Source organism: Pseudomonas sp. P5_B3 (genome assembly GCF_056400405.1).
The window spans coordinates 44,664-69,440 of record NZ_JBFULI010000030.1; the positions used below are offsets into that span (position 1 = coordinate 44,664).

23 protein-coding genes and 1 riboswitch are annotated in these 24,777 nt (G+C 60.2%); of the genes, 12 read left to right on the forward strand and 11 right to left on the reverse strand.

Annotated features, from left to right (window positions below; genetic code table 11):
- The first annotated feature begins 210 nt into the window (after positions 1 to 210).
- Positions 211 to 762, forward strand: a complete 552-nt coding sequence (locus tag AC1DRN_RS18295) for a cytochrome b (protein ID WP_477786767.1) — start codon at positions 211 to 213, stop codon at positions 760 to 762.
- Positions 763 to 794: 32 nt separating this feature from the next.
- A complete protein-coding gene (locus AC1DRN_RS18300) occupies positions 795 to 1,388 on the forward strand; it encodes a YceI family protein (RefSeq protein ID WP_223456745.1) in 594 nt (197 codons plus the stop codon).
- A 244-nt stretch (positions 1,389 to 1,632) separates the two neighbouring features.
- On the opposite strand, the gene AC1DRN_RS18305 is transcribed toward AC1DRN_RS18300, so the two are convergent.
- The 4 genes from AC1DRN_RS18305 to ahcY form a co-directional block, all read right to left on the reverse strand.
- Positions 1,633 to 3,510 carry an RNA helicase RhlE2 gene (locus AC1DRN_RS18305; RefSeq protein ID WP_223456746.1) on the reverse strand — a complete coding sequence of 626 codons (1,878 nt, stop codon included), beginning with the start codon at positions 3,508 to 3,510 and terminating at the stop codon, positions 1,633 to 1,635.
- Between the two features lie 223 nt (positions 3,511 to 3,733).
- The gene (locus tag AC1DRN_RS18310) at positions 3,734 to 4,549 is read right to left on the reverse strand and encodes a substrate-binding periplasmic protein (RefSeq protein WP_223456747.1); all 816 of its coding nucleotides are present in this window, start codon (positions 4,547 to 4,549) and stop codon (positions 3,734 to 3,736) included.
- Between the two features lie 214 nt (positions 4,550 to 4,763).
- Entirely contained in the window at positions 4,764 to 5,609 is an 846-nt protein-coding gene (gene metF, locus AC1DRN_RS18315) for a methylenetetrahydrofolate reductase [NAD(P)H] (RefSeq protein WP_223456748.1), read from the reverse strand.
- A 157-nt stretch (positions 5,610 to 5,766) separates the two neighbouring features.
- Complete coding sequence (gene ahcY / locus AC1DRN_RS18320; RefSeq protein WP_223456749.1) at positions 5,767 to 7,176, reverse strand: adenosylhomocysteinase; 1,410 nt, start codon at positions 7,174 to 7,176, stop codon at positions 5,767 to 5,769.
- Positions 7,177 to 7,199: 23 nt separating this feature from the next.
- Positions 7,200 to 7,302: riboswitch (S-adenosyl-L-homocysteine riboswitch) on the reverse strand.
- 198 nt (positions 7,303 to 7,500) lie between these two features.
- On the opposite strand from ahcY, the gene AC1DRN_RS18325 reads away from it, so the two are divergent.
- On the forward strand, positions 7,501 to 7,905 hold the full coding sequence (locus AC1DRN_RS18325) for an acyl-CoA thioesterase (RefSeq protein WP_218431183.1): 405 nt from the start codon (positions 7,501 to 7,503) through the stop codon (positions 7,903 to 7,905).
- Positions 7,906 to 7,948: 43 nt separating this feature from the next.
- Here the strand turns inward: AC1DRN_RS18325 and AC1DRN_RS18330 are convergent, their stop codons facing one another.
- Complete coding sequence (locus AC1DRN_RS18330; protein ID WP_108217016.1) at positions 7,949 to 9,118, reverse strand: MFS transporter; 1,170 nt, start codon at positions 9,116 to 9,118, stop codon at positions 7,949 to 7,951.
- Between the two features lie 220 nt (positions 9,119 to 9,338).
- Here AC1DRN_RS18330 and AC1DRN_RS18335 point away from each other — a divergent pair, with 220 nt between their 5' ends.
- Together AC1DRN_RS18335 and AC1DRN_RS18340 are read left to right on the forward strand one after the other, a co-directional pair.
- Positions 9,339 to 10,172, forward strand: a complete 834-nt coding sequence (locus tag AC1DRN_RS18335) for an EamA family transporter (RefSeq protein ID WP_223456751.1) — start codon at positions 9,339 to 9,341, stop codon at positions 10,170 to 10,172.
- A gap of 57 nt (positions 10,173 to 10,229) precedes the next feature.
- Positions 10,230 to 10,613: an MAPEG family protein gene (locus tag AC1DRN_RS18340; protein ID WP_223456753.1), complete on the forward strand. Its 384-nt coding sequence runs from the start codon at positions 10,230 to 10,232 to the stop codon at positions 10,611 to 10,613.
- Between the two features lie 154 nt (positions 10,614 to 10,767).
- Here AC1DRN_RS18340 and mltA read toward each other — a convergent pair whose 3' ends face one another.
- On the reverse strand, positions 10,768 to 11,952 hold the full coding sequence (gene mltA / locus AC1DRN_RS18345; protein WP_108217013.1) for a murein transglycosylase A: 1,185 nt from the start codon (positions 11,950 to 11,952) through the stop codon (positions 10,768 to 10,770).
- A gap of 128 nt (positions 11,953 to 12,080) precedes the next feature.
- Between mltA and AC1DRN_RS18350 the strand changes: the two genes are divergently transcribed.
- Positions 12,081 to 12,530, forward strand: a complete 450-nt coding sequence (locus tag AC1DRN_RS18350) for a c-type cytochrome (protein WP_477786768.1) — start codon at positions 12,081 to 12,083, stop codon at positions 12,528 to 12,530.
- A gap of 131 nt (positions 12,531 to 12,661) precedes the next feature.
- On the opposite strand, the gene AC1DRN_RS18355 is transcribed toward AC1DRN_RS18350, so the two are convergent.
- From AC1DRN_RS18355 to AC1DRN_RS18370, 4 genes are all read right to left on the reverse strand, one after another.
- The gene (locus AC1DRN_RS18355) at positions 12,662 to 13,057 is read right to left on the reverse strand and encodes a DUF1090 domain-containing protein (protein WP_108217011.1); all 396 of its coding nucleotides are present in this window, start codon (positions 13,055 to 13,057) and stop codon (positions 12,662 to 12,664) included.
- A 96-nt stretch (positions 13,058 to 13,153) separates the two neighbouring features.
- Positions 13,154 to 14,833, reverse strand: a complete 1,680-nt coding sequence (ligB, locus tag AC1DRN_RS18360) for an NAD-dependent DNA ligase LigB (RefSeq protein ID WP_223456755.1) — start codon at positions 14,831 to 14,833, stop codon at positions 13,154 to 13,156.
- A gap of 294 nt (positions 14,834 to 15,127) precedes the next feature.
- Positions 15,128 to 16,318, reverse strand: coding sequence for a methionine adenosyltransferase (gene metK / locus AC1DRN_RS18365; protein ID WP_223456756.1), 1,191 nt, complete (start codon positions 16,316 to 16,318; stop codon positions 15,128 to 15,130).
- Between the two features lie 18 nt (positions 16,319 to 16,336).
- Positions 16,337 to 17,332 (reverse strand): ArsR/SmtB family transcription factor, encoded by a 996-nt coding sequence (locus AC1DRN_RS18370; RefSeq protein ID WP_223456757.1) that lies wholly within the window; start codon positions 17,330 to 17,332, stop codon positions 16,337 to 16,339.
- A gap of 272 nt (positions 17,333 to 17,604) precedes the next feature.
- Between AC1DRN_RS18370 and tkt the strand changes: the two genes are divergently transcribed.
- The 6 genes from tkt (at position 17,605) to fba (ending at position 23,955) form a co-directional block, all read left to right on the forward strand.
- Positions 17,605 to 19,602 (forward strand): transketolase, encoded by a 1,998-nt coding sequence (tkt, locus tag AC1DRN_RS18375; protein ID WP_223456758.1) that lies wholly within the window; start codon positions 17,605 to 17,607, stop codon positions 19,600 to 19,602.
- Between the two features lie 151 nt (positions 19,603 to 19,753).
- Positions 19,754 to 20,806 (forward strand): erythrose-4-phosphate dehydrogenase, encoded by a 1,053-nt coding sequence (epd, locus tag AC1DRN_RS18380; RefSeq protein ID WP_223456759.1) that lies wholly within the window; start codon positions 19,754 to 19,756, stop codon positions 20,804 to 20,806.
- Between the two features lie 12 nt (positions 20,807 to 20,818).
- A complete protein-coding gene (locus tag AC1DRN_RS18385; RefSeq protein ID WP_223456760.1) occupies positions 20,819 to 21,982 on the forward strand; it encodes a phosphoglycerate kinase in 1,164 nt (387 codons plus the stop codon).
- A gap of 35 nt (positions 21,983 to 22,017) precedes the next feature.
- Positions 22,018 to 22,239 (forward strand): hypothetical protein, encoded by a 222-nt coding sequence (locus AC1DRN_RS18390; RefSeq protein ID WP_223456761.1) that lies wholly within the window; start codon positions 22,018 to 22,020, stop codon positions 22,237 to 22,239.
- Positions 22,240 to 22,295: 56 nt separating this feature from the next.
- Positions 22,296 to 22,628: an MliC family protein gene (locus AC1DRN_RS18395; RefSeq protein ID WP_223456762.1), complete on the forward strand. Its 333-nt coding sequence runs from the start codon at positions 22,296 to 22,298 to the stop codon at positions 22,626 to 22,628.
- A gap of 262 nt (positions 22,629 to 22,890) precedes the next feature.
- Entirely contained in the window at positions 22,891 to 23,955 is a 1,065-nt protein-coding gene (gene fba / locus AC1DRN_RS18400) for a class II fructose-bisphosphate aldolase (protein WP_007981624.1), read from the forward strand.
- A 106-nt stretch (positions 23,956 to 24,061) separates the two neighbouring features.
- On the opposite strand, the gene AC1DRN_RS18405 is transcribed toward fba, so the two are convergent.
- On the reverse strand, positions 24,062 to 24,727 hold the full coding sequence (locus AC1DRN_RS18405; RefSeq protein ID WP_223456763.1) for a polysaccharide lyase family 7 protein: 666 nt from the start codon (positions 24,725 to 24,727) through the stop codon (positions 24,062 to 24,064).
- Positions 24,728 to 24,777: the final 50 nt, after the last annotated feature.

The following is a 24,777-nucleotide window of genomic DNA, read 5'->3' on the forward strand; positions in this document are numbered from 1 at the left end:
AGGCCGAGATCAAAAATCGAATAAAACATTTGGTACAGGTGTTCTCCGGTTTGTATTCATTTTTTCTAACACTTTTCGACTTTAATCTTTCCTTAACTCGTCGGCTTCAGACTCTTGATCGCATTTTTCGATATTTCAAAGCGAAATTTTCCGCTTTAATTCGATAGATAACTCGATAGTCTTGGGCCAGCACTTACAGGGATCTAGGCAATGCAGCTACGTAACTCTACCTCCCGCTACGGCTGGGTCAGCATCTTCATGCACTGGGGCGTGGCACTGGCCGTGTTCGGTTTGTTCGCCCTCGGGCTGTGGATGGTCGGCCYCGGCTATTACGACCCTTGGCGCAAGACCGGGCCGGATCTGCACAAGAGCATTGGCTTGATCTTGCTGGGCGTCATGGTGCTGCGGGTATTGTGGCGTTTCATCAGCCCGCCACCACCGGCCTTGGCCAGTTACAGCCGCATGACGCGTCTTGGCGCCATGTTCGGTCATGCCTTTCTGTATTTCTGTCTGTTCGCCGTGATGATTGCCGGTTACCTGATTTCCACCGCAGAAGGTGCCGGGATTCCGGTGTTTGACTGGTTTGAAGTGCCTGCCCTGGTTTCCGGACTACCGGACCAGGCAGATAACGCCGGTGCGATTCACCTCTACCTGGCGTGGGTGCTGGTAATTTTTTCCGGCCTCCATGCATTGGCAGCATTGAAGCACCACTTTATCGACCGTGATGCGACCCTCAAGCGAATGCTGGGTCGCAAAGCCTGAAGTTCAACCTCGACTCCCAAGGAAAACAAAGCATGTTGAAAAAGACTCTCGCCGCTCTGGCAATCGGTTCCGCTCTGCTGTCCGCCAACGTGATGGCGGCTGACTACGTTGTAGACACAACAGGCCAGCACGCCTTCGTCAACTTCAAGATCAGCCACCTGGGCTACAGCTTCATCACCGGTACCTTTAAGACCATGGACGGCAAGTTCAGCTTCGACGCTGCCAAGCCTGAAGACAGCAAGATCGAGTTCAACGTGAACCCTGCCAGCGTCTTCACCAACAACGCCGAACGTGACAAGCACGTCTCCAGCAAAGACTTCCTGAAAGTGGCTGATTTCCCTAAGTCCACGTTCGTGTCCACCAGCGTTAAAGCCACCGGTAAGAACGCTGCTGGCAAAGACACAGCCGACGTGGCCGGCGACCTGACTATTGCTGGCGTAACCAAGCCAGTCGTGATCAAGGCCACTTTCCTGGGTGAAGGCAAGGATCCATGGGGCGGCTACCGTGCAGGCTTCGAGGGTACTACCAGCATCAAGCGTTCCGATTTCGGCAAGATGATGGACCTGGGTCCACAGTCCGACGCGGTTGATCTGTACATCTCGTTTGAAGGTGTCAAGGCGAAGTAATTTTCGCTCTGACATAAAAACGCCCCTGATCGAAAGGTCTGGGGCGTTTTTTTGGCTGGCGAAATTTTATCAACACTACAAATTCACTGTGGGAGCGAGCTTGCTCGCGATAGCGGTGTATCAGTCGATATCCATGTTGGCTGAACAGACGCCATCGCGAGCAGGCTCGCTCCTACAGGATTTCATCAGCCATAAAAAATGCCCCGGACCTTTTGGTTCGGGGCATTTTCATTGCAGCGATAACTCAGCGATTACGAGTCAGCAACGCTGGTTTCTCACCGCGAGGACGGCTTGGCAGTTGATCCAGCTGCTCAGGTGTCGGGAAGCGGTCGGCCTTCGACTCCTTGTGCATGATCTTCGGCGCGGGGCCACGCGGGTTCTGCACGGCCGGTTCCGAAAGAGGCTGGTCGTCACGGGCCGGGCGACGGTTGCGTGAGTCTTCGCGGCGAGCCTGGCCGTCGCGCGGTGCGCCGCTGCGAGGACCGCTACGCTTGGCCGGTGGGGTGCCGGTGCTGGCGCCATCGCTGCTGCGCGGACCGCTCTGGCGACCTTGTGGTTTGCCGGAGCGTGGAGCGCCCGAACCGGCGGCGGTGCCTTGTGCCGGAGCACCCGGACGGCGACCACGGCCTTGAGCAGGTTTCTGCTGCGGCACGTAGTCGACGCGGTTACCGAAGTTATCGATATCGTCGTCCAGGAACTCGTCCGGGGCACGGTCAGCGGCGGCACGGGGTTGTTGGCTCGGCTGACGCTGTTCACGGGCCGGAGTACCTTCGCGGGGCTTTTGCTGACGGGCAGGGCGCTCGCCGCGTTCGCCGGCCGGTTTTTCCTTGCCCTTGTCTTTGCCTTTGTCCTTGCGACCGCCGCCGCCGCCGCCACCGCTGCCGTTCGGACCGTCGCCGCGCGGGCCACGTGGATTGCGCGGGTTACGCATGTCCGGACGCTCGCGCACTTCCGGTTTCTCGGCTTCCACGGCGCTGGCATCGAAGCCCATCAGGTCGCCGTCGGCGATTTTCTGTCGGGTCATGCGTTCGATGCTTTTCAGCAGTTTTTCTTCGTCCGGGGCTACCAGCGAAATCGCCTCGCCCGAACGACCGGCACGGCCGGTACGGCCGATGCGGTGCACGTAGTCTTCATCGACGTTCGGCAGTTCGAAGTTGACCACGTGAGGCAACTGGTCGATGTCCAGACCGCGAGCGGCGATGTCGGTGGCGACCAGGATGCGCACTTCGCCGGCCTTGAAGTCGGCCAGGGCTTTGGTGCGGGCGTTCTGGCTCTTGTTGCCGTGGATCGCGACGGCGCTCAGGCCATGCTTGTCCAGGTACTCGGCCAGGCGGTTGGCGCCGTGCTTGGTGCGGGTGAACACCAGCACCTGTTCCCAGGCGCCGGCGGTGATCAGGTGCGCCAGCAGCGAACGCTTGTGGCTGGCGGCCAGACGGAACACACGCTGTTCGATACGCTCGACCGTGGTGTTCGGCGGCGTGACTTCGATGCGCTCCGGGTTGTGCAGCAGCTTGCCGGCGAGGTCGGTGATGTCCTTGGAGAAGGTCGCCGAAAACAACAGGTTCTGGCGTTTGGCCGGCAGACGGGCCAGGACCTTTTTCACGTCATGGACGAAGCCCATGTCGAGCATGCGGTCGGCTTCGTCCAGCACGAGGATTTCCACGTGGGACAGATCGACGCTGCCTTGGCCGGCGAGGTCGAGCAGGCGGCCAGGGCAGGCCACCAGCACATCCACGCCACGGGACATGGCCTGAACCTGCGGGTTCATGCCGACACCGCCGAAGATGCAGGCGCTGACGAACTTCAGGTCACGGGCATAGACCTTGAAGCTTTCATGCACTTGCGCGGCGAGTTCGCGAGTCGGGGTCAGGACCAGTACGCGCGGCTGGCGCGGGCCGTGACGCTGGGATTTGTCCGGGTGACCGTTGGGAAACAACCGCTCCAGGATCGGAAGGGCGAAACCGCCGGTTTTACCAGTACCTGTCTGTGCCGCGACCATCAGGTCGCGACCTTGCAACACGGCGGGAATGGCCCGCTGTTGCACCGGAGTAGGCTCGGTATAGCCCGCTGCCTCGATGGCGCGGACTAAAGCCTCGGAGAGACCGAGGGAAGCAAAGGACATGAGTAATCCTGTTTTAAGTTAGGGCTTGGCCCAATGGGAGTCTTGCCTGGCGCGAATGGCGTTTAAGAGGACGCAATCCCGTCCGGTCCTGCTGGGTCTCGAAGGCTCGTCTGCAAGCGCTCGCGCGGGCTGAAAGCTGCGCAGTAGCGGGGTTGAGATGCCTTTAACGATTCCGAGCGTCCGGGCGTGAGCCTGGCGGGAAGGCCGGAGTATAACAGAGCAATCACTGCGCGCCGCTTTCCTGCTGCTCAACGGTTTTTTCCGTGGCAGCCGTGGTTTTTTCAGTCTTCACGCTGGCGGCCGGTTCCGCGCCGTAGCGGGCACTCAGTTCAGCATAGGCGGGCTCGCGCTTGAAGCGTTTGAGTTCGGCGCCGAAACGCTGCACCAGCAGATCCATGCCCGCATTGCGACGTACCGCGAGAAACTGGCTTTGCTGGCTGATGACGGTGGGGTTTTCGGTGATCTTGCCGCGGATGCCCAGTTCATCGAGCAAATGCTGGCCGACCCGGCGGTCGGTAATCAGCAGGTCAATGCGCCCGCGCACCAGTTTGCCGAAGTTGGCTTCATGGGTGGGAGCCGGCTCGCGGGTGAACAGCGTCGAATCGCTGAAGTCCTTGCTGTACAGGTAACCCGGCGAGGTGCCGATGGTCAGGCCGCGCAAGTCATCAAGGGTGCGAAACGGATGGGGTCGGTCATTGGCGTAGAACATCACGAACTGGACTTCAGACAGTGGTTCGCTGGGGTAGAGCAGGGTCGCATCGCGTTCGTCGCTGTGAAAGATGTCCAGCGCGCCGTCGGCCTGCCCGGTTTCAAGCATCGACAGGCAGCGTTTCCATGGCAGGAACTGCCACTCCACTTCGATGCCCAGGCGCTTGAAGACAATGGCGGTGGTTTCGTAGTCCAGGCCCAGCGCTTTGCCGTTGTCTTCGTACACATAAGGCGCCCACGGTTCCGTGACAATGCGCAGCTTCTCGCCCCGAGCGGCGAAGCTCAGGCAAGCGAAGACAAGCATGGCGATTAACTGCGTGATCAAAGGCATGGGTTTGAGATTACGACGAGAAACCGGAAAGAGCCAGAAACTGACCGCAGATGCTCTAACTCCGTGGATTGCTGCACATTAATAGTGCGCTGAAAGCAAAAGATCGCAGCCTGCGACAGCTCCTGCAGGGAATACACATTCCGGGGTAGGAGCTGCCGCAGGCTGCGATCTTTTGATCTTGCTTGTAGCTTTCAACTTGCAGCTTGTAGCTGCCTCAACGCGGCAATTTCAGGTTTCTCCACACCGCCAGGCTCGCTTCAGCCTGGTTCAATGTGTAGAAGTGCAGCCCTGGAGCGCCGCCCTGCAGCAATTGTTCGCACATTTCGGTGATGACCTGTTCACCAAAGCGCTGAATGCTCTGGGTGTCGTCGCCGTAGGCTTCCAGTTGCTTGCGGATCCAGCGCGGGATTTCTGCACCGCAGGCATCGGAGAAGCGCGCCAGCTTGCTGTAGTTGGTGATCGGCATGATGCCCGGCACGATCGGGATGTCCACACCCAGCGCCCGCACACGTTCCACGAAGTAGAAGTAGCAGTCGGCGTTGAAGAAGTACTGGGTGATCGCACTGTCGGCGCCAGCGTTGGCCTTGCGCACGAAGTTGGCAACATCGTCTTCGAAATTGCGCGCTTGCGGATGCATTTCCGGGTAAGCGGCGACTTCGATGTGGAAGTGATCACCGGTTTCTTCACGAATGAATTCAACCAGGTCGTTGGCGTGGCGCAATTCACCGCTGGCCATGCCCATGCCTGAAGGCAGGTCACCGCGCAGAGCGACGATACGCTTGATGCCGGCAGCCTTGTACTCGGCCAGCAGGCCGCGCAGGTCAGCTTTGCTGTCGCCCACGCAGGACAGGTGCGGAGCGGCAGGGATTTTGACTTCGCTTTCGAGCTGCAACACGGTGTTCAGCGTGCGATCACGGGTCGAACCGCCGGCGCCGTAGGTGCAGGAGAAGAAATCGGGGTTGTAGGTAGCCAACTGGCGAGCAGTGGCGAGCAGCTTTTCTTGCCCGGCATCGGTCTTCGTAGGGAAGAACTCGAAGCTGTAGCGACGATCTTGGGACATGGGAATACCCTTGAAAACGCGTAAGGCGGACGCTGGCCCCTGTAGGAGCGAGCTTGCTCGCGAAAAACGTCAGGGCAACGCGTTTAGCCAGATAGCGCGCGTTTTCGTTAACGTCCATCGCGAGCAAGCTCGCTCCTACACAGGAAGATCCGGCCGATCAGTAGCGGTAAGCGTGCGGCTTGAACGGGCCTTCGACGGTCACGCCGATGTAGTCGGCCTGGGTCTTGGTCAGTTGAGTCACGACGCCGCCGAAGCCACGGACCATTTCCAGGGCCACTTCTTCGTCGAGTTTCTTCGGCAGTACTTCAACGGTCAGGCGCTCGGCTTGCTGGGCTGGCGACAGGTCGGCGTACTTCTGGCCGAACAGGAAGATCTGCGCCAGAACCTGGTTGGCGAACGAACCGTCCATGATGCGGCTCGGGTGGCCGGTGGCGTTGCCCAGGTTAACCAGACGGCCTTCGGCCAGCAGGATCAGGTAGTCGTCGTTCTGTGGGTCGAAATCGCCAGCGCCGGTACGGTGGATCTTGTGAACCTGCGGCTTCACTTCTTCCCATGCCCAGTTCTTGCGCATGAAAGCGGTGTCGATTTCGTTGTCGAAGTGACCGATGTTGCAGACAACGGCACGCTTCTTCAGGGCTTTGAGCATGTTCGAATCGCAAACATTGACGTTGCCGGTGGTGGTCACGATCAGGTCGATCTTGCCCAGCAGTGACTTGTCGATGCTTGCTTCAGTACCGTTGTTGATACCGTCGATGAATGGCGAAACCACTTCGAAACCGTCCATGCAGGCTTGCATGGCGCAGATCGGGTCGACTTCGGAAACCTTGACGATCATGCCTTCCTGACGCAGGGACTGAGCGGAACCCTTGCCCACGTCGCCGTAGCCGATGACCAGCGCTTGCTTGCCGGACAGCAGGTGGTCGGTGCCGCGCTTGATGGCATCGTTCAGGCTGTGACGGCAGCCGTACTTGTTGTCGTTCTTGCTCTTGGTCACCGAGTCGTTGACGTTGATGGCCGGAATTTTCAGCTCGCCCTTGGCCAGCATGTCCAGCAGGCGGTGAACGCCGGTGGTGGTTTCTTCGGTCACGCCGTGGACGCGATCCAGAACCTGCGGGTACTTCTTGTGCAGCAGCTCGGTCAGGTCGCCGCCGTCGTCGAGGATCATGTTGGCGTCCCATGGCTGGCCATCTTTCAGGATGGTCTGCTCCAGGCACCACTCGTACTCTTGTTCGGTTTCGCCTTTCCAGGCGAAAACCGGGATGCCGGCAGCGGCGATGGAAGCGGCGGCCTGGTCCTGAGTCGAGAAAATGTTGCAGGACGACCAGCGTACTTCGGCACCCAGGGCAACCAGGGTTTCGATCAGCACGGCAGTCTGAATGGTCATGTGGATGCAGCCGAGAATCTTCGCGCCCTTGAGCGGTTGCTCTTCGGAGTACTTGCGACGCAGACCCATCAGGGCTGGCATTTCAGATTCAGCGATGATGGTTTCGCGACGGCCCCAGGCAGCCAGGGACATGTCGGCGACTTTGTAATCGGTAAAATCTGCAGGCGTGATAACAGCGCTCATGAAGAGCCTCCATTCGTAATGTATGCGAATGGGCGCCGTTGTGCGTTTAGTGTCGGGCCGATCAAGGCCTGGCAACGCCCCATCCGAGCCTGACAGGTCGAACCTGCTGCAGCGCCCCTCGGACAGGTGGCGGGAAAACGGTATCAAGCGATGATGACCGTTTTGAAACGGTGGCGATTATAGCGGGCTATGCTGATCTTCCAAAGCGTTTCTGTTGGTCAATGTCCGAACGGTAATCGAGACCATAGTCGAAGCTTGATAGAGCTCTAGCCCGGGCTCTGCCATGATGCCAGGCATCAATCGGCAAGATGGTCAGGAGTGAACATGAATTTCCACACCCGCAAATGGGTAAAACCCGAAGACCTCAACCCCAACGGCACGCTGTTCGGCGGTAGCCTGCTGCGCTGGATCGACGAAGAGGCGGCGATCTACGCCATCGTCCAGTTGGGCAACCAGCGTGTGGTCACCAAGTACATTTCCGAAATCAACTTCGTCAGCGCCTCGCGCCAGGGCGACATCATCGAACTGGGCATCACGGCGACCGAATTCGGCCGCACCTCGATCACCCTGACATGCGAAGTGCGCAACAAGATCACCCGCAAAAGCATCCTGACGGTGGAGAGAATGGTCTTCGTCAACCTGGGTGAAGACGGCTTGCCCGCGCCCCATGGCCGAACCGAGATCAAGTACGTCAAAGACCAGTTCAAGGATGATGATGCCGCTCAGTGAGATCGGTGGTGTTCCCATCGCGAGCATGCAATCAAGTTGATGCTCAACCCGCCACATCAAGCGCAGCCGCAACGCGACGCTGGCGATAGATGAAGAACAATGCAGTCAACACGGTCAGCCCGCTGACCAACGCGCCGGTCCACGGCAAGTCCGCCAGGTCCGCGCCGCTGGCCACCACCAGGCCGCCGATCCAGGCTCCGGCGGCGTTGCCGAGGTTGAAGGCGCTCTGGTTCAAGGTCGAACCCAGGTTTGGCGCCTCAATGGCCTGATCGATGATCAGCAGTTGCAGGATCGGGCACAGCGCAAAGGCGAACGTACCCCACAGCACCAGCGTGATCGCTGCCGGAATGGCCGAATGGCTGGTTTGCGTGAACGCCGCCAGCACCACCAGTACCGCCAGCGCCATGCCTACCAGTGAAGGCAGCAAGCGGCTGTCCGCCAGACGACCACCGAGCATGCTGCCGGCGGTCAAGCCAACGCCGAACAACAGCAGCATGATGGTGACACCGTGCGGGCTGACGCCAGTGATGTCCTGCAGGATCGGCGCAATGTAAGTGAACACACTGAACAGGCTGGTCGAGGCCAGCACACTCATGCCCAGCGCCAGCAGTACGTTGGCCTTGCCCAGCACCTTGAACTCGCTGGCCAGGTTGGCTTTATCCATCGCGATGTTCTTCGGCAACCAGACCCATTGCGCAATCGCCGCCAGTACGCCGATCACCGACACCGCCCAGAAGGTCGAGCGCCAACCTGCGTATTGCCCGAGTGCGGTGCCCAGCGGTACGCCGAGCACGTTGGCCAGGGTCAGGCCGGTGAACATCATGGCAATCGCCTGGGCCCGTTTGTTGGGTGCCACCAGCCCGGCGGCGACCACCGAACCGATGCCGAAAAATGCGCCATGGCACAGTGCCGTGATCACGCGCGCGGCCATCAGCGTGGCGTAGTTCGGCGCCAGCGCGCAGAGCATGTTGCCGAGGATGAACATCAGCGTCATGCCCAATAGCGTGGCTTTGCGCGGCATGTTGGCGGTGCCGACGGCGAGGATCGGTGCACCGAACACCACGCCCAGGGCGTAGCCGGTGATCAGCAATCCGGCATCGGGAATGCTCACGCCGAGGTCGCGGGCGACATCGGGCAAAAGACCCATGATGACGAATTCGGTGGTGCCGATGCCGAACGCGGCAACAGCGAGGGCAAGCAAAGCGAGTGGCATGCGCAAGGTCTCTGTCGGTAGTCTTGACGCTGTGATCAGGCATACGCAGGCCGACGACCGTTCTCGAGGAGTGCGGGCCGGGCAGAATTTTTATAGGAATTAGTCTGTGCGCAACTGAGTGCGGCGTGGTCGCTTGCAGTATAAACAGCCACTGACATATGGCGAACCAATTCTCTGCGCGAGTTTTGCAGGATCGTGGAGACAACAAAAGGAGTAGGCCGTGCTTGCGACGGCGTTGGTGTTGGTGGCGGCGCTGTTGCATGCGGCGTGGAATACCCTGATCAAGTTCAGTGCGGAGCGGTTGTTGGTGGTGGCCTGCATGGACAGCGTGGCGCTGCTATTTGTCGCGCTGATGTTGCCATTGCTGAGCGTGCCGCCGCTGGAGATCTGGCCGTGGATCCTGGCATCGGCGGCGTTCGAGTTGCTCTATCGCTATTTGTTGATCCAGGCCTATCGGGTCGGCGACCTCGGGCTGGTTTACCCGTTGATGCGCGGCCTGTCGCCGTTGGTGGTGCTGGCGCTGACGCTGATCTTTGCCGGGGAAGAGCTGACCCACCAACAGATTTTCGGAATCCTGCTGATCCCGTTCGGCATGCTGTGCCTGCTCTGGCAGGGCGGCGGCGGAACGCGCCTTCCATGGTCGATGCTACCGGTGGTGGCGCTGATCGGCCTGTGCATCGGTTGCTACACCTACATCGACGGGCAGGCATTGCGGCGCTGGTCCCATCCACTGGATTACCTGGTCTGGGTCACTCTGCTCAGCGCCTGGCCGTTTCCTCTATTGGCGTTGGTGCGTAAACGACCCGCGTTCTTGCTGTTCTGGCGCGAGCAGTGGCGGCTGGGCCTGGCGGTCGGGTTCTGCGTGTTGTTCAGCTACGCTTTGGTGCTGTGGGCGATGCAGTTGGGTTCGATAGCCGAGGCGGCAGCGTTGCGCGAGATCAGCGTGATTCTGGTGGTGCTGTTTGGCATGCGTTACCTGAAAGAACCGCTTGGCGGGCCACGGTTGCTCGCCTGTAGCCTTGTGATGATCGGCATACTGGTGATGAAGTTTTGATCGCCCGGATGGAATTCAACTCTCCACAACTAGACAACCAGAAGAAAGGACGACGTTATGACGGTGGCTCTGTGGTGCATTTTGATTGCGATTTTACTGCCGTATATGTGTACGTGGATCGCCAAGATCAGTGGCGGGTTCCGGCTGAAAGACAATCATGACCCTCGGGATTTTCTCGACTCTCTGGAAGGCTTGGGCAGGCGGGCACACTCGGCGCAGTTGAATAGTTACGAAGTGACCCCGGCGTTCGCCGCGGCGGTGATCGTAGCGCACCTGGTCGGCAATGCCGAACTGGTAACGGTCAATGTGCTGTCGGTGTTGTTCATTACCAGCCGCCTGCTCTACATCATTTGCTACCTGGCGGACTGGGCGACGCTGCGGTCGCTGGTGTGGTTCGTGGGGATGGCGTTGATCGTGAGTTTCTTTGTGGTGTCGGTCTGAATCTCGGGTGATGCTGATGGCCTTATCGCGGGCAAACCCGCTCCCACAGGTTTCTATAGTGAATATGGATTCTGTGTACACCGAAAACCCTGTGGGAGCGGCGGTGCGACGATTCGACTTGCCCGCGATAACTATCTAGCTGGCGATGCTGATTTCAAGGATTAGCCTTCACCGCATCCGCCACCTGCGGCACTTGCGGCAGCGCCGCACCTTTGGGCCAGAGCATCCAGATCTGTCCCTGCTGCTTCATGTCCCCGGCCAATTGCCCGGCCGCATCGCCGGTGCCCCAGAACAGATCCGCCCGGACCTCGCCGGCAATGGCGCCGCCGGTGTCCTGTGCGGCCACCGGGCGAACCAGGGCGGTACCGTCCGGTTTGGTGGTGGACAGCCACAACAGGCTGCCCAGCGGAATGACCTTGCGATCCACTGCCGCGCTGTAACCGGCGGTCAGCGGTACGTTCAGCGAGCCGCGGGGGCCTTCGTTGCTGTCCGGGTTACGGGTGAAGAACACGTAGCTGGGGTTGCTGCCGAGCAGTTCGGGAATCCGCGACGGATTGGCCTTGGCCCAGGTGCTGATGGCGCCCATGGTCACGTCTTCTTTTTTCAACTCGCCCTGTTCCACCAGCCAGCGGCCGATCGGTCGATACGGATGGCCGTTCTGATCGGCGTAAGCAATGCGCAACTGGCGGCCATTGTCGAGCTGGATACGACCCGAACCCTGGATTTGCAGGAACTGCAGGTTCATCGGATCGGTCAGCCAGGCCACGACCGGCGCCTTGACCCCTTTGCTATCAATGGTTGCCGCATCGTCGTACGGCTTGAGCACGCGACCTTCGAGCCGACCGCGCAGGCGTTTGCCCTTGAGTTCCGGGTAAATGCTGTCGAGGGCGACGATGATCATGTCTTCGGGGACGCCATAGACCGGGACATTGGCAGCGCCGGTCTGGGTCAGGCTCCCGGGATAGACCGGTTCGTAGTAGCCGGTGATCAGACCGCTGGGGTTGTCGTTGGCGGCGCGCAAGCCATAGACATCGAGGTTCTGTTTGAGAAAACCGCGAATGTCGCTGGCGGTTTGCGGCACGTTGGCAGCCGCTGCGCAGGTGCCACCCCAGACCGGGTCGGCCTTGAGTCGGGTGCAGGCGCTACGCCATGAGCCGAAGCCGGCGACCAGGTCGATGTCGGACACCGTCGGCAGCGCTTCCCATGTGGCACTGGAATAGGTCGCCAGAGCATGGGTCTTCGGTTGTTGGTTGTCGCCACCGGTGCAGCCTGCGAGCAGGGCCACCATCGGCAGGGTCCAGGCCAGACTGTGACGCCATGCCTTGATACGGCTGTTCATGGAGTGATTCCTTTGCCGGTTGCTTGAGTGCTCCATGCGCTCAAGCAACCCTTATTGATAATAGGGCTATTGGTCTTTGCCGATGACGCGAGGATACTGGCCGCCGTTTCCCGTGACCTGAAGCCACCATGACTCTTAAAAGACTTTCTGTTGTATTGCTGGCCTGCCTGACGTTGTCCGCTTGTGGCGGAGTCGACCCCAACTCGCCGCTCGGCCAGCGCAAGGCCATTTTCAAGCAAATGCTCAAGACTGGCGAAGACCTGGGCGGCATGCTGCGTGGGCGCATTGCGTTCGATGGCCCGAAGTTCGCCGAGGGCTCGGTGAAACTCGATGCGCTGTCCCGTGAGCCGTGGCAACACTTTCCGCAGGTCCGCGAAGAAGATCACACCAGCGCCAAGAGCGATGTCTGGGAGCAGCAGGCGCGCTTCCAGGCCATGGCCCGTGACCTTGAATCCGCCACCGGTGAATTGGTGATCGCCARCCAGGTTCAACCCTACAAGGCCAGTAACCTGGGGCCGTCGGTGCAGAAAGTCGAAGATGCTTGCAGTGCTTGTCATAAGGCGTTTCGGGATCATTGACCCAGCGGTGCCCGGTCTGGCGTCTTCGCGAGCAGGCTCGCTCCCACAGGTGAGCGCATGACCCTGTGGGAGCGAGCYTGCTCGCGAAGACTGCTTCGGCAACACCAAAGATCTTTGCTCGTTATCTGTTCTTATTTATCCAGCTCATCGAGTGCGTCCTGCAATTCCTTGCGGGCATCGGCAAGTTTGTCTTTGCGCTTGTTGATCTTGTCAGAGTCGCCTTTGCTCATGGCCTTGTCGAGGTCCGCCTGACGCTTGCTGACCTCGTGCCTGGCGTCAAGCACCTTGTTTTCCCGTTCCTTCTTCAGTGAGGCATCGGTGCAGTTCGCCTCGACTTCGCTCAGGGCTTTTTCCAGGCCGGCCTGCTGGTCGGCGTTGCCGTGGACCTTGGCCAATTCGATCTGGTTGACGATACCTTGCTTCCTGGCCGCGCAACCGGTCAGCCCCGGCGCTTCCTCGTCCGCCATCAACGGAGTGGCCAGCACGCTGCAAAGGGCCAACAGGACGAGCGGTGAAAGAAATTTCATAAAAGCTCCATGTAAGAAGACAGGCGGGCCGGTGTGGCAATGGCTTGTTGGAGCCCTGCGGTCCCCTGGGGTTCCCGCTGGGCGCAAGGCTGACCGCTAAAAGCCGTCAATCCCCGCATCACGTAACGTTTCACTCAAGGCCAGGACCTGCGGATCGCGGAAAAAAGCGTTCAGTTGCGCCGCGCGTCCCGGACCGATACCGGTCTCGGCCCGCCATTGTTCGATGTCTCGCTGCGCCAGTGCCTGCCATGAATTGCCGAGGTGCACCTGACCTGTCGGCGGTAATCCCAGGGCTTTCAGCCAGTGCGCGAACGGGCGTTGCCGGGCCCGGTTGAAGCTGTCTGCGAGGCGAACCGCGCTGCGCTCGCCGAAACCGTCAATGGTAGCAAGCTCTTGAGCATCGAGGGGCAACCAATCCAGCAGACCGTTCAGGCGACCTGTTGCAAGAAGTTTTTCCCAAGTGCCCGGACCCACATTGGGCAGCGCGAGACCCTGTTTGCTGCTGAGCCAGGTCAGGCGCGCGAGAAACTGGCTCTCACAGCCCGGAGTCGGTCGCCAGCAACTCAATGAATTAAAGTCCTCTGCCAGCGGCACGTTCAATTCGGCGCGTGCGCTGCTGCGCAATACAACGCTATCGAGCCTGGGAATGGTCAGCCCGGCCAGGCTGATGGCGACCTGGTCACCCGGACGTATGTCCAGCGCCTGCCAGCGTTGCAACGACCCGACGCTGACGAGTTTGATCTGCCGGTCATCGAGCTTCACCGGGGTCAGTTCAAGTACCGGAGTGATCCGCCCGGTCCGGCCGATTTTGAAGTGAACCTGGCGGACTTCGGCCAGTGCCTGGGCGAAGGGGTATTTCCAGGCGATGGCCCAGTAAGGTGACCTGGCCTGCCAGCGTTCGGCGGCCGGGCGTTGGTTCTGGCGCAGGACAATGCCGTCGCTGGCAAAGGGCAGGGGGGAGCGATACCAGTGTTCGCGCCAGCGTTCGGCATCGATGACGGAGGTGACTGGCTGGCTGTATGCCGTGGTACTCGGGAAGCCCAGCGCAGTCAGCGCCGCGGCACGCGCGGGCACGCTCGCCGGCCCTTGGGGCCAGTCCCAGACAAACAAGTCGATGTTGGCGGCCTGTTCGGCGCTCAAGACCTTGCGCGCCATCAGGCCGGCCACCGAGCCACGGGCATTGAGGCTACCGGCCCGGGCCTGCACATGATCGGTCAGGCGCCAATACAGTTCGCCTTGCACGATCAAGTCCCGGGCTTGCGATAGCCGTTGCGGGATGGCCTGAATCTGCCGTGCAGGAACCGTCCAGTCCTGACCGCTCTGGCCGTCACCACGGCTGACTGCCTGGGCCAACAGGCCGTTACGGTAAACCAGGGTCACCGCCACTCCATCGATTTTAGGCTGGACCCAGACGTCCACCCGGCCACGCAGCCAGTTTTCCACGGCGGGCCGATCGTGCAGTTTGTCCAGGCCGGTGTGGGCGATGGGGTGGGGCAGTGTGCCGCGTGCAGTGCGCAAGGGGTCTGCGGACGGGCTCAGATTGAAGCAGTGGCGCCATTGGGTGAGTCGTACGCGGGACTGGTCGTAGAGTTCATCGGCTACCAGTGAGCGTCCCTGGCGGTGATAGCTGTCGTCCCAGAAGTCGATCTGCTGTTGCAGTTTGTTGACTTCGTTCAGGGCGCGTTCGGATGGCCAGTCCGGGCACTCGGTGGCATTGGCGGTCAGGTGGGCAAAGGTCAGTAGAAAGGCGAGAAACAGGCGCAGGTCGGGAAGCATCTTGAGCGTCCTTGCTCGGTGAGGTGTGTGAAGGCTAGGTCAGTATCAGTTGGCATAGCGAGGGGGTGTTTTGCCGGGTATTTCCGGTGGATGTGCTGGCCTCATCGCGAGCAAGCTCGCTCCCACAGTTGACGGTGGTGTTCACAAATCATCTGACCAACTCATAACCCTGTGGGAGCGGCGGTGCGACGATTCGACTTGCCCGCGATAGTCGCAACACGGTGTAAAGCGAATGGCAATAAAAAGCCCCGCAAGGCGCGAACCATGCGGGGCTTCGGGTGTTGCGGGGAAATCTTACAGGCCGGCAGCGGAACGCAGAGCGTCGGCGCGGTCGGTTTTTTCCCAGGTGAACGTGGTGAAGGTGTCGTTACCAACGGTCTTGGTTGCCGGGGTGCGACCGAAGTGGCCGTACGCAGCGGTTTCCTGATACATCGGGTGCAGCAGGTCGAGCATGGTGGTGATCGCGTATGGACGCAGGTCGAACACTTCGCGGACCAGTTTGACGATCTTGTCATCGCTGATCTTGCCGGTGCCGAAGGTGTTCAGCGAGATCGAAGTCGGCTGGGCAACGCCGATGGCGTAGGAAACCTGAATTTCGCAACGCTCGGCCAGGCCGGCAGCAACGATGTTCTTGGCCACGTAACGACCGGCGTAGGCTGCCGAACGGTCAACCTTCGATGGATCTTTACCGGAGAACGCGCCGCCACCGTGACGGGCCATGCCGCCGTAGCTGTCGACGATGATCTTGCGACCGGTCAGGCCGCAGTCACCCACCGGGCCGCCGATGATGAACTGGCCGGTCGGGTTGATGTGGAACTGGGTGTCCTTGCTCAGCAGTTCGGCAGGCAGCACGTGCTTGACGATCAGCTCCATCACGCCTTCGCGCAGGTCGTTGTACGACACTTCAGGGTTGTGCTGGGTCGACAGGACAACGGCGTCGATGCCGACAACCTTGCCGTTTTCGTAGCGGCAGGTCACTTGCGACTTGGCGTCCGGACGCAGCCAAGGCAGCAGGCCGGATTTGCGGGCTTCGGCCTGGCGCTGCACCAGCTGGTGCGAGAAGGTGATCGGTGCTGGCATCAGCACGTCGGTTTCGTTGCTGGCGTAGCCGAACATCAGGCCCTGGTCGCCGGCACCCTGATCTTCAGGCTTGGCACGGTCGACACCCTGGTTGATGTCAGGGGACTGCTTGCCGATGATGTTCATCACGCCGCAGGTCGCACCGTCGAAGCCGACGTTGGAGCTGGTGTAGCCGATGTCGGTGATCACGTCACGAACGATCTGTTCCAGGTCGACCCAGGCCGAGGTGGTGACTTCGCCGGCGATGATCGCCACGCCCGTTTTCACCAGAGTCTCGCACGCCACACGGGCGAACTTGTCTTCAGCAATGATGGCGTCCAGCACCGCATCAGAAATCTGGTCGGCGATTTTGTCCGGATGCCCTTCAGACACGGACTCGGAGGTGAAAAGGGAGTATTCGCTCATCTCGATGTTTTCCTGAATTTACCGATGGTGAGTGTCGCCAGCCGGTCGCTGAAAATGGCGGACCTGGATCTGGAAACCATTGCGTAAGCCTACATAGAGGCTTTCCCCGGGAGCGAGTCCCGCAGCGGTGGCCCAACGGGCCAAATCGTCCTGTTCAAACCCCAGCCAGAGATCACCGCAGGCCTCCCTGGCCCAACTCTGGTTGTGGCTACATAACTCTGTCACTAACAGGCTACCGCCTGGTTGCAGCAAGTGGGCCATGTGCTTGAGCGCATCGGCCGGTGCGGCAAAATGGTGCAGCACCATGTTCAGTACCACGCAATCGGCCTTGAGGCTGACGCCGTTCAATGCATCGGCCAGTTGCAGGCTAACGTTAGTCAGTTTGTCGCGTTCGCAGACCTGGCGCGCCAGTTCGAGCATCGCGGTGCTGTTATCCAGCGCCGTGACTTGCGAGAAGCGGCGCGCCAGTTCCGGCAGGAATGCGCCATCGCCGGGGCCGACTTCAATGGCCGTGGCGTCTTTGTCGAAGCTCAACTTGTCGAGCAGGGCCACCACGCTTTCGCGGTATTGCGGCAGGCCGGCGATCAAGTCTTGCTGGGCGCGAAACTTTTCCGCAACCCGTGAGAAAAAGTCCTGGCTGGCGGCCGCGCGTTGCCCATGGACCTGGGCGATGCGCGACTGTACGTCGGTTGGCAGCGTCAGGTTGTCCACTTCTTCGAGCAGGGCTGCGTGCAGTTTGCCGCCCGGCAGTTCGGTGTGGGGCAGGGCGCGACGGTAGAAAATCGCGTTGCCTTCGCGGCGCGTCGCCACCAGGCCGGCCTGGGCCAGTACCTTGAGGTGGTGGCTCATGCCTGACTGGCCGATGCCGAAGATCTGCGCCAGTTCCAGCACACCGAACGAGTCGTTGGCCAGTGCGCGCAAAACATTCAAACGCAGGGGATCACCGCCAGCCTTGCACAAGGCCGCCAGCTCATCGCAATCGTCATGTTGAATGGAGGGCACACGTAAATTCATAAGGCCGGCAGTCTAGTCACGGGTCGAAGGCATCGCAAGAGCAATATCAAAAAGTTTTGATATTGCTCGATGGATGGCACTTCTTGGCGTTAGGTTCAGTCAACAAAGCCAGAGCAGAAAGGTTTCATCACGTTAATACGTCGTTATCCTTTGGAAAAACGCCTCCAGATGACTATCTGTCATTGCCCCGAGGCGGCCCGGTGAGGGAAAATGCTCGCCTTTTTTCCGTTTCGATTTACTCACTCTTGTTTCAGAATCCCAGGAGAACAGCGATGCCTAGCCGTCGTGAGCGTGCCAACGCCATTCGTGCCCTCAGCATGGATGCCGTGCAAAAAGCCAACAGCGGCCATCCCGGTGCCCCTATGGGTATGGCAGATATCGCCGAGGTACTTTGGCGCGACTACCTCAAGCACAACCCGAGCAATCCATCATTCGCCGACCGTGACCGCTTCGTACTGTCCAACGGCCATGGCTCGATGCTGATCTACTCGCTGCTGCACCTGACCGGCTATGACCTGTCGATCGATGATCTGAAGCAGTTCCGCCAACTGCACAGCCGTACCCCGGGCCACCCGGAACTCGGCTACACCCCGGGCGTTGAAACCACCACCGGTCCACTGGGTCAGGGCCTGGCCAACGCCGTGGGTTTTGCCCTGGCTGAGAAAGTCATGGCAGCGCAGTTCAACCGTCCTGGCCACAACATTGTCGACCACCACACCTATGTTTTCCTGGGTGATGGCTGCATGATGGAAGGCATTTCCCACGAAGTCGCTTCCCTGGCCGGTACCCTGGGCCTGGGCAAACTGATCGCCTTCTACGATGACAACGGCATTTCCATCGATGGCGAAGTCGAAGGCTGGTTCACCGACGACACGCCGAAGCGCTTTGAGTCCTACAACTGGCAAGTGATCCGCAATGTCGACGGTCACGACCCGGAAGAGATCAAGACGGCGATCGACACTGCGCGCAAAAGCGAGCAGCCAACCCTGATCTGCTGCAAGACCACCATCGGTTTCGGTTCACCGAACAAGCAAGGCAAGGAAGATTGCCACGGCGCCCCGCTGGGTGACGCGGAAATCGCCCTGACCCGTGCGGCGCTGAAATGGAATCACGGCCCGTTCGAAATCCCGGCCGACATCTACGCCGAGTGGGACGCCAAGGAAACCGGTTGCGCCGTGGAAGCCGAGTGGGATCAGCGTTTCGCTGCCTACTCTGCCGCTTTCCCGACCGAAGCCAACGAATTGGTGCGTCGTCTGAGCGGTGACCTGCCAGCCGACTTCGCCGAGAAGGCCGATGCCTACATCGCCGAAGTGGCGGCCAAGGGCGAAACCATTGCCAGCCGTAAAGCCAGCCAGAACGCCCTGAACGCGTTCGGCCCGCTGCTGCCCGAGTTCCTTGGCGGCTCGGCTGACCTGGCCGGTTCCAACCTGACCCTGTGGAAAGGTTGTAAAGGCGTCACCGCTGAAGACGCCAGCGGCAACTACATGTACTACGGCGTGCGCGAATTCGGCATGACCGCGATCATGAACGGCGTAGCCCTGCACGGCGGCCTGGTGCCTTACGGCGCAACCTTCCTGATGTTCATGGAATACGCCCGTAACGCGGTACGCATGTCGGCCCTGATGAAGCAGCGCGTGATCCACGTCTACACCCACGACTCCATCGGCCTGGGCGAAGACGGCCCGACTCACCAGCCAATCGAGCAACTGGCCAGCCTGCGCTGCACGCCGAACCTCGATACCTGGCGTCCAGCCGACGCCGTTGAATCGGCGGTGAGCTGGAAGTACGCACTGGAGCGCAAGGACGGTCCTTCGGCTCTGATCTTCTCCCGTCAGAACCTGCAGCACCAGACCCGCAGCGCCCTGCAGATCGCCGACATCAGCCGTGGCGGCTACGTGTTGAAGGACTGCTCTGGCGAGCCTGAGCTGATCCTGATCGCCACCGGTTCGGAAGTCGGTCTGGCCGTTCAGGCCTTCGACAAACTGACCGAACAAGGCCGCAAGGTGCGCGTGGTTTCCATGCCGTGCACCAGCGTGTTCGATGCCCAGGACGCCGGCTACAAGCAAGCGGTCCTGCCGTTGCAGGTCAGTGCCCGTATCGCCATCGAGGCTTCCCATGCCGACTACTGGTACAAGTACGTGGGCCTGGAAGGCCGCGTGATCGGCATGACCACCTACGGCGAGTCGGCGCCTGCGCCAGCCTTGTTCGAAGAGTTCGGCTTCACCCTGGAAAACATCCTGGGTCAGGCTGAAGAGCTGCTGGAAGACTAAGTCCGACAGTTGTGTTGTCTGGTCTGACGCCATCGCGGGCAAGCCCGCTCCCACAAGGACGGTGAGTACCCTGTGGGAGCGGGCTTGCCCGCGATAGCGGTCGATCAGGCGACGCTGCACTAACGGATTCACCACGGTAATCGAGAACCCCATGCCTCAACCGCGTCCCTACAAAGTTGCACTCAACGGCTACGGCCGGATTGGTCGTTGCGTCTTGCGTGCGTTGTTCGAGCGAGGCGACAAGGCCGGGTTCGAGATTGTCGCGATCAACGATCTGGCCGACATGGCCAGCATCGAATACCTGACACGCTTCGACTCCACCCACGGGCGTTTTCCCGGCGAAGTGAAGGTCGACGGCGATTGTCTGCATATCAATGGCGACTGCGTGAAGGTCCTGCGCAGCGCCACCCCCGAAGGCATCGATTGGGCGTCTCTGGGCGTCGATCTGGTGCTGGAGTGCTCCGGCGCTTACCACACCCGCGAAGATGGCCAGCGTTTTATCGATGCCGGCGCCCCGCGTGTGCTGTTTTCCCAGCCGATGGCCAGCGAGACGGACGTCGACGCGACCATCGTCTATGGCGTGAACCAGGATTGCCTGACCGGCGACGAACTGCTGGTGTCCAACGCGTCTTGCACCACCAACTGCGGCGTGCCGCTGTTGCGCCTGCTGAATCAGGCCATTGGCCTGGATTACGTGTCGATCACCACCATTCACTCGGCCATGAACGATCAGCCGGTCATCGATGCCTATCACCACGAAGACCTGCGCCGCACCCGTTCGGCGTTCCAGTCGGTGATTCCAGTGTCCACCGGTCTGGCGCGTGGTATCGAACGCCTGTTGCCGGAACTTGCCGGACGAATTCAGGCCAAAGCCGTGCGGGTGCCAACGGTCAACGTGTCCTGCCTCGATATCACGATGCAGACCGCTACCGCGACCGATGCCACCGAGGTTAACCGGATCCTGCGCGAAGCCGCCACCAGCGGCCCGCTCAAAGGCCTTCTGGCCTATACCGAGCTACCCCACGCAAGCTGTGATTTCAACCATGACCCACATTCGGCGATCGTCGATGCCAGTCAGACCCGCGTTTCCGGCCCACGGCTGGTGAACATCCTGGCCTGGTTCGACAACGAATGGGGTTTTGCCAACCGAATGCTGGACGTTGCAGAACACTATCTGCAATCAGCAATTTCAAAAAAACCGTAGGAAGTGCGACCCATGACCGTGTTGAAGATGTCCGACCTCGATCTGCAAGGTAAGCGCGTATTGATCCGCGAAGACCTCAACGTCCCAGTCAAGGACGGTGTTGTCACCAGCGATGCGCGTATCCTGGCCTCGCTGCCGACCATCAAGCTGGCCCTGGAAAAAGGCGCGGCCGTGATGGTCTGCTCGCACCTTGGCCGTCCGACCGAAGGCGAGTTCTCGGCCGAGAACAGCCTCAAGCCAGTCGCCGACTACCTGAGCCGTGCCCTGGGCCGTGAAGTGCCGCTGGTGGCCGATTACCTGGACGGCGTCGACGTCAAGGCCGGCGACATCGTGCTGTTCGAAAACGTGCGTTTCAACAAAGGCGAGAAAAAGAACGCTGACGAACTGGCCCGGCAATACGCTGCCCTGTGCGACGTGTTCGTGATGGACGCTTTCGGCACCGCTCACCGTGCCGAGGGTTCGACCCACGGCGTGGCCAAGTTCGCCAAAGTCGCTGCTGCCGGCCCGCTGCTGGCCGCTGAACTGGACGCACTGGGCAAAGCCCTGGGCGCCCCGGCCCAGCCGATGGCGGCCATCGTCGCCGGCTCCAAGGTGTCGACCAAGCTCGATGTACTCAACAGCCTGAGCCAGATCTGCAACCAGTTGATCGTTGGTGGCGGCATCGCCAACACCTTCCTGGCCGCTGCCGGTCATCCAGTCGGCAAGTCGCTGTACGAGCCGGATCTGCTGGATACCGCTCGCGCCATCGCCGCCAAAGTCAGCGTGCCGTTGCCAGTGGACGTGGTGGTTGCCAAGGAATTCGCTGAAAGCGCCGCTGCGACCGTCAAGCTGATCGCTGACGTCGCTGCCGACGACATGATCCTGGACATCGGCCCGCAGACCGCGGCGAATTTCGCCGAGCTGCTGAAGTCGTCCAAGACTATCCTGTGGAACGGCCCGGTCGGCGTGTTCGAGTTCGATCAGTTCGGTAATGGCACCAAAGTGCTGGCCCAGGCCATCGCAGACAGCGCGGCGTTCTCCATTGCCGGCGGTGGCGACACCCTGGCTGCCATCGACAAGTATGGCGTGGCCGAGCAGATCTCCTACATTTCTACCGGTGGTGGCGCGTTCCTCGAATTCGTCGAAGGCAAGGTTCTACCAGCCGTTGAAGTCCTGGAAAGCCGGGCCAAGGCCTGAGGGTCGCCCGTTAGACCAGGCAAGGGAGTGTTTACATGGTCAAGACGTTAGCGCTGTTGATCGTCGCGGGTTCACTGGTGGCGTGCGGGAGTAACCCGAAGGCCACGCCGGAACCTGCGCCGTCCGAGTCGGAAAAAGGCTGCTACCAGGCTGACTGGCAGGCCGAAACCAACCCGGTGCTCAACAAGCGCGCAGGTCCCGAGGGTCTGGACAAATACGAGACCCAGGCACCCGCCAAGGAACATGGCTGCCCTTGACGGGTCAGACTCTTTACTCAGGGCTGGCAGCGTGCGCCGTCAGCCGAGGGACACGGATGAAAGGTTTTATCGCAGTTGCGGCATTGGCGTTGTTGGCCGGTTGTGCTCAGTTGAACCTGTTCCATTCGTCCGCGCCTGTGGATAACTGGACCACCTGGACCTGCGACAGCCAGGCCAAAGTGCTGTGGCGCTACACCGACGACAGCCGCAGGGAAGTCGACGTGCGCCTGGGCGGTGCCGATCAGGTCTACCGCCTGAAGCAGGAACCGGGTGCATCGGGTTCGCTGTACAGCAATGACATGCTGGCGTTTCACATAAAAGGTGAGGAAGGCCTGGTTTACTGGGTCGCCACCAATGATTTGATCGGCCGCGGTTGCAAGGCTGAATAACACGATTCATTTGATGTACAGAGATTCAATTGTGGGAGCGAGCTTGCTCGCGATAGCGGTATCACAGTCACATCAATGCTGAATGTGCCGCCCCCATCGCGAGCAAGCTCGCTCCCACAGGGTTTCTGTGTCGTATTTAAGATTTTGGTAACACCCGAATCCGCAGCCCGGGCCAACCCCCGATCTGCAATAACTTGAATAGCCGCCGCCGCTACGGCAGGCTGGCACGATTAACGACCCTCAACCGGGAGAGATATACACAATGGCACTTATCAGCATGCGCCAGATGCTGGACCACGCAGCCGAGTTCGGCTACGGCGTTCCAGCCTTCAACGTCAACAACCTTGAGCAGATGCGCGCCATCATGGAAGCCGCTGACAAGACTGACTCCCCGGTGATCGTCCAGGCTTCGGCCGGTGCTCGCAAATACGCCGGCGCACCGTTCCTGCGTCACCTGATCCTGGCAGCCATCGAAGAGTTCCCGCACATCCCGGTGTGCATGCACCAGGACCACGGCACCAGCCCTGACGTCTGCCAGCGCTCCATTCAACTGGGCTTCAGCTCGGTGATGATGGACGGTTCCCTGGGCGAAGACGGCAAGACCCCGACCGACTACGACTACAACGTGCGTGTGACCCAACAGACCGTGGCCATGGCTCACGCCTGCGGCGTTTCGGTAGAAGGCGAGCTGGGCTGCCTGGGTTCGCTGGAAACCGGCATGGCCGGTGAGGAAGACGGTATCGGCGCCGAAGGCGTTCTGGATCACAGCCAGATGCTGACCGACCCGGAAGAAGCCGCTGACTTCGTAAAACGCACTCAGGTTGATGCCCTGGCCATCGCTATCGGCACCAGCCACGGCGCCTACAAGTTCACCAAGCCGCCTACCGGCGACGTGCTGGCCATCGACCGCATCAAGGAAATCCACAAGCGCATTCCGAACACTCACCTGGTGATGCACGGTTCGTCTTCGGTTCCGCAAGAATGGCTGGCGATCATCAACCAGTACGGCGGCGACATAAAGGAAACCTACGGCGTACCGGTTGAAGAAATCGTCGAAGGTATCAAGCACGGCGTGCGCAAGGTCAACATCGACACCGACCTGCGCCTGGCATCCACTGGCGCAATGCGTCGCCTGATGGCCACCAACCCGAGCGAGTTCGACCCGCGTAAATTCTTCGGCGCCACCGTGACCGCCATGCGCGATGTGTGCATCGCTCGCTACGAAGCCTTCGGTACTGCCGGCAACGCTTCGAAGATCAAGGCGATCTCGTTGGAAGGGATGTATCAGCGTTACCTGAAGGGTGAGTTGAACGCCAAGGTCAACTAAGACCGTCAGCGTTTTAGTCGCATGAAAAACCCGCAGAAATGCGGGTTTTTTGTGAGCGCAAGATCAAAAGATCGTCCGAAGGCTGCGATCGTTTCAACGGTAAATACTATTGATTGTGATCGATATCCAGATGGCTGAACGTCACTTCCCCGCCTTCAGTGGTGTACCCCGTGTTGTCCTGTACATAAACCCCAGCCTTGAAGTACAGCGGCTTATCACGCCACATCGTGCTGATATCGGTATTCCACTGATAGCCCGCCGCACTGATGCCCAATGCACCGCCGGGGCTGAGGTGGATGAGGTAGGAGAATTCCTGATTGAGTTTCACGCCGGTGGCGATGGTGATGACTCGGGGGGTGTCGTCGGGGTGCATGCGGACCTTGGCGACGATATTGCCGGTGGCTGTACTGGTTTTGTATTGGTATTCGACCTTCACCAGAGGTTTCTGGCTCTGAAAGGTATGGATCTGGCCGATGACGATCTTCCCGGAACTGGGCACCTGATTCACTGCCAGCGTGGCATGTAACAAATTGTCGGCATCCGGGTAATACCAGTTGTGCAACGTGCCATTGCTGTAGGTTTCACGCAATTCAGTGCGCGGATAAATCGCGTTTTCGGTACGGGAACCGGTCACGGGCGTCCAGAAAAACAATGTGCCGGTGTCGGAATGGAAGTATTGATCCTTGAAACCATCCACCAGCTTGGCGGTTTCGACGGTGTACGGCGGGCTGCCGACGGGGACGCTGAGGTTCCAGGTTGCGAGATCGATCATGTCGGTTCATCCGCTCGATTCATGCTGCACAGGTGTGCCAGAAGCTCTAG

What these genes read in the sequence shown, in the direction of transcription:
- AC1DRN_RS18385 (WP_223456760.1), top strand. Translation starts at nt 20,819, where the DNA reads ATGACCGTGTTGAAGATGTCCGACCTCGATCTGCAAGGTAAGCGCGTA.
- AC1DRN_RS18405 (WP_223456763.1), bottom strand. Translation starts at nt 24,727, where the DNA reads ATGATCGATCTCGCAACCTGGAACCTCAGCGTCCCCGTCGGCAGCCCG.
- AC1DRN_RS18300 (WP_223456745.1), top strand. Translation starts at nt 795, where the DNA reads ATGTTGAAAAAGACTCTCGCCGCTCTGGCAATCGGTTCCGCTCTGCTG.
- tkt (WP_223456758.1), top strand. Translation starts at nt 17,605, where the DNA reads ATGCCTAGCCGTCGTGAGCGTGCCAACGCCATTCGTGCCCTCAGCATG.
- AC1DRN_RS18305 (WP_223456746.1), bottom strand. Translation starts at nt 3,510, where the DNA reads ATGTCCTTTGCTTCCCTCGGTCTCTCCGAGGCTTTAGTCCGCGCCATC.
- ligB (WP_223456755.1), bottom strand. Translation starts at nt 14,833, where the DNA reads ATGCTTCCCGACCTGCGCCTGTTTCTCGCCTTTCTACTGACCTTTGCC.
- AC1DRN_RS18390 (WP_223456761.1), top strand. Translation starts at nt 22,018, where the DNA reads ATGGTCAAGACGTTAGCGCTGTTGATCGTCGCGGGTTCACTGGTGGCG.
- fba (WP_007981624.1), top strand. Translation starts at nt 22,891, where the DNA reads ATGGCACTTATCAGCATGCGCCAGATGCTGGACCACGCAGCCGAGTTC.
- AC1DRN_RS18395 (WP_223456762.1), top strand. Translation starts at nt 22,296, where the DNA reads ATGAAAGGTTTTATCGCAGTTGCGGCATTGGCGTTGTTGGCCGGTTGT.
- AC1DRN_RS18355 (WP_108217011.1), bottom strand. Translation starts at nt 13,057, where the DNA reads ATGAAATTTCTTTCACCGCTCGTCCTGTTGGCCCTTTGCAGCGTGCTG.
- metK (WP_223456756.1), bottom strand. Translation starts at nt 16,318, where the DNA reads ATGAGCGAATACTCCCTTTTCACCTCCGAGTCCGTGTCTGAAGGGCAT.
- AC1DRN_RS18330 (WP_108217016.1), bottom strand. Translation starts at nt 9,118, where the DNA reads ATGCCACTCGCTTTGCTTGCCCTCGCTGTTGCCGCGTTCGGCATCGGC.
- epd (WP_223456759.1), top strand. Translation starts at nt 19,754, where the DNA reads ATGCCTCAACCGCGTCCCTACAAAGTTGCACTCAACGGCTACGGCCGG.
- metF (WP_223456748.1), bottom strand. Translation starts at nt 5,609, where the DNA reads ATGTCCCAAGATCGTCGCTACAGCTTCGAGTTCTTCCCTACGAAGACC.
- AC1DRN_RS18340 (WP_223456753.1), top strand. Translation starts at nt 10,230, where the DNA reads ATGACGGTGGCTCTGTGGTGCATTTTGATTGCGATTTTACTGCCGTAT.
- AC1DRN_RS18325 (WP_218431183.1), top strand. Translation starts at nt 7,501, where the DNA reads ATGAATTTCCACACCCGCAAATGGGTAAAACCCGAAGACCTCAACCCC.
- ahcY (WP_223456749.1), bottom strand. Translation starts at nt 7,176, where the DNA reads ATGAGCGCTGTTATCACGCCTGCAGATTTTACCGATTACAAAGTCGCC.
- AC1DRN_RS18310 (WP_223456747.1), bottom strand. Translation starts at nt 4,549, where the DNA reads ATGCCTTTGATCACGCAGTTAATCGCCATGCTTGTCTTCGCTTGCCTG.
- mltA (WP_108217013.1), bottom strand. Translation starts at nt 11,952, where the DNA reads ATGAACAGCCGTATCAAGGCATGGCGTCACAGTCTGGCCTGGACCCTG.
- AC1DRN_RS18370 (WP_223456757.1), bottom strand. Translation starts at nt 17,332, where the DNA reads ATGAATTTACGTGTGCCCTCCATTCAACATGACGATTGCGATGAGCTG.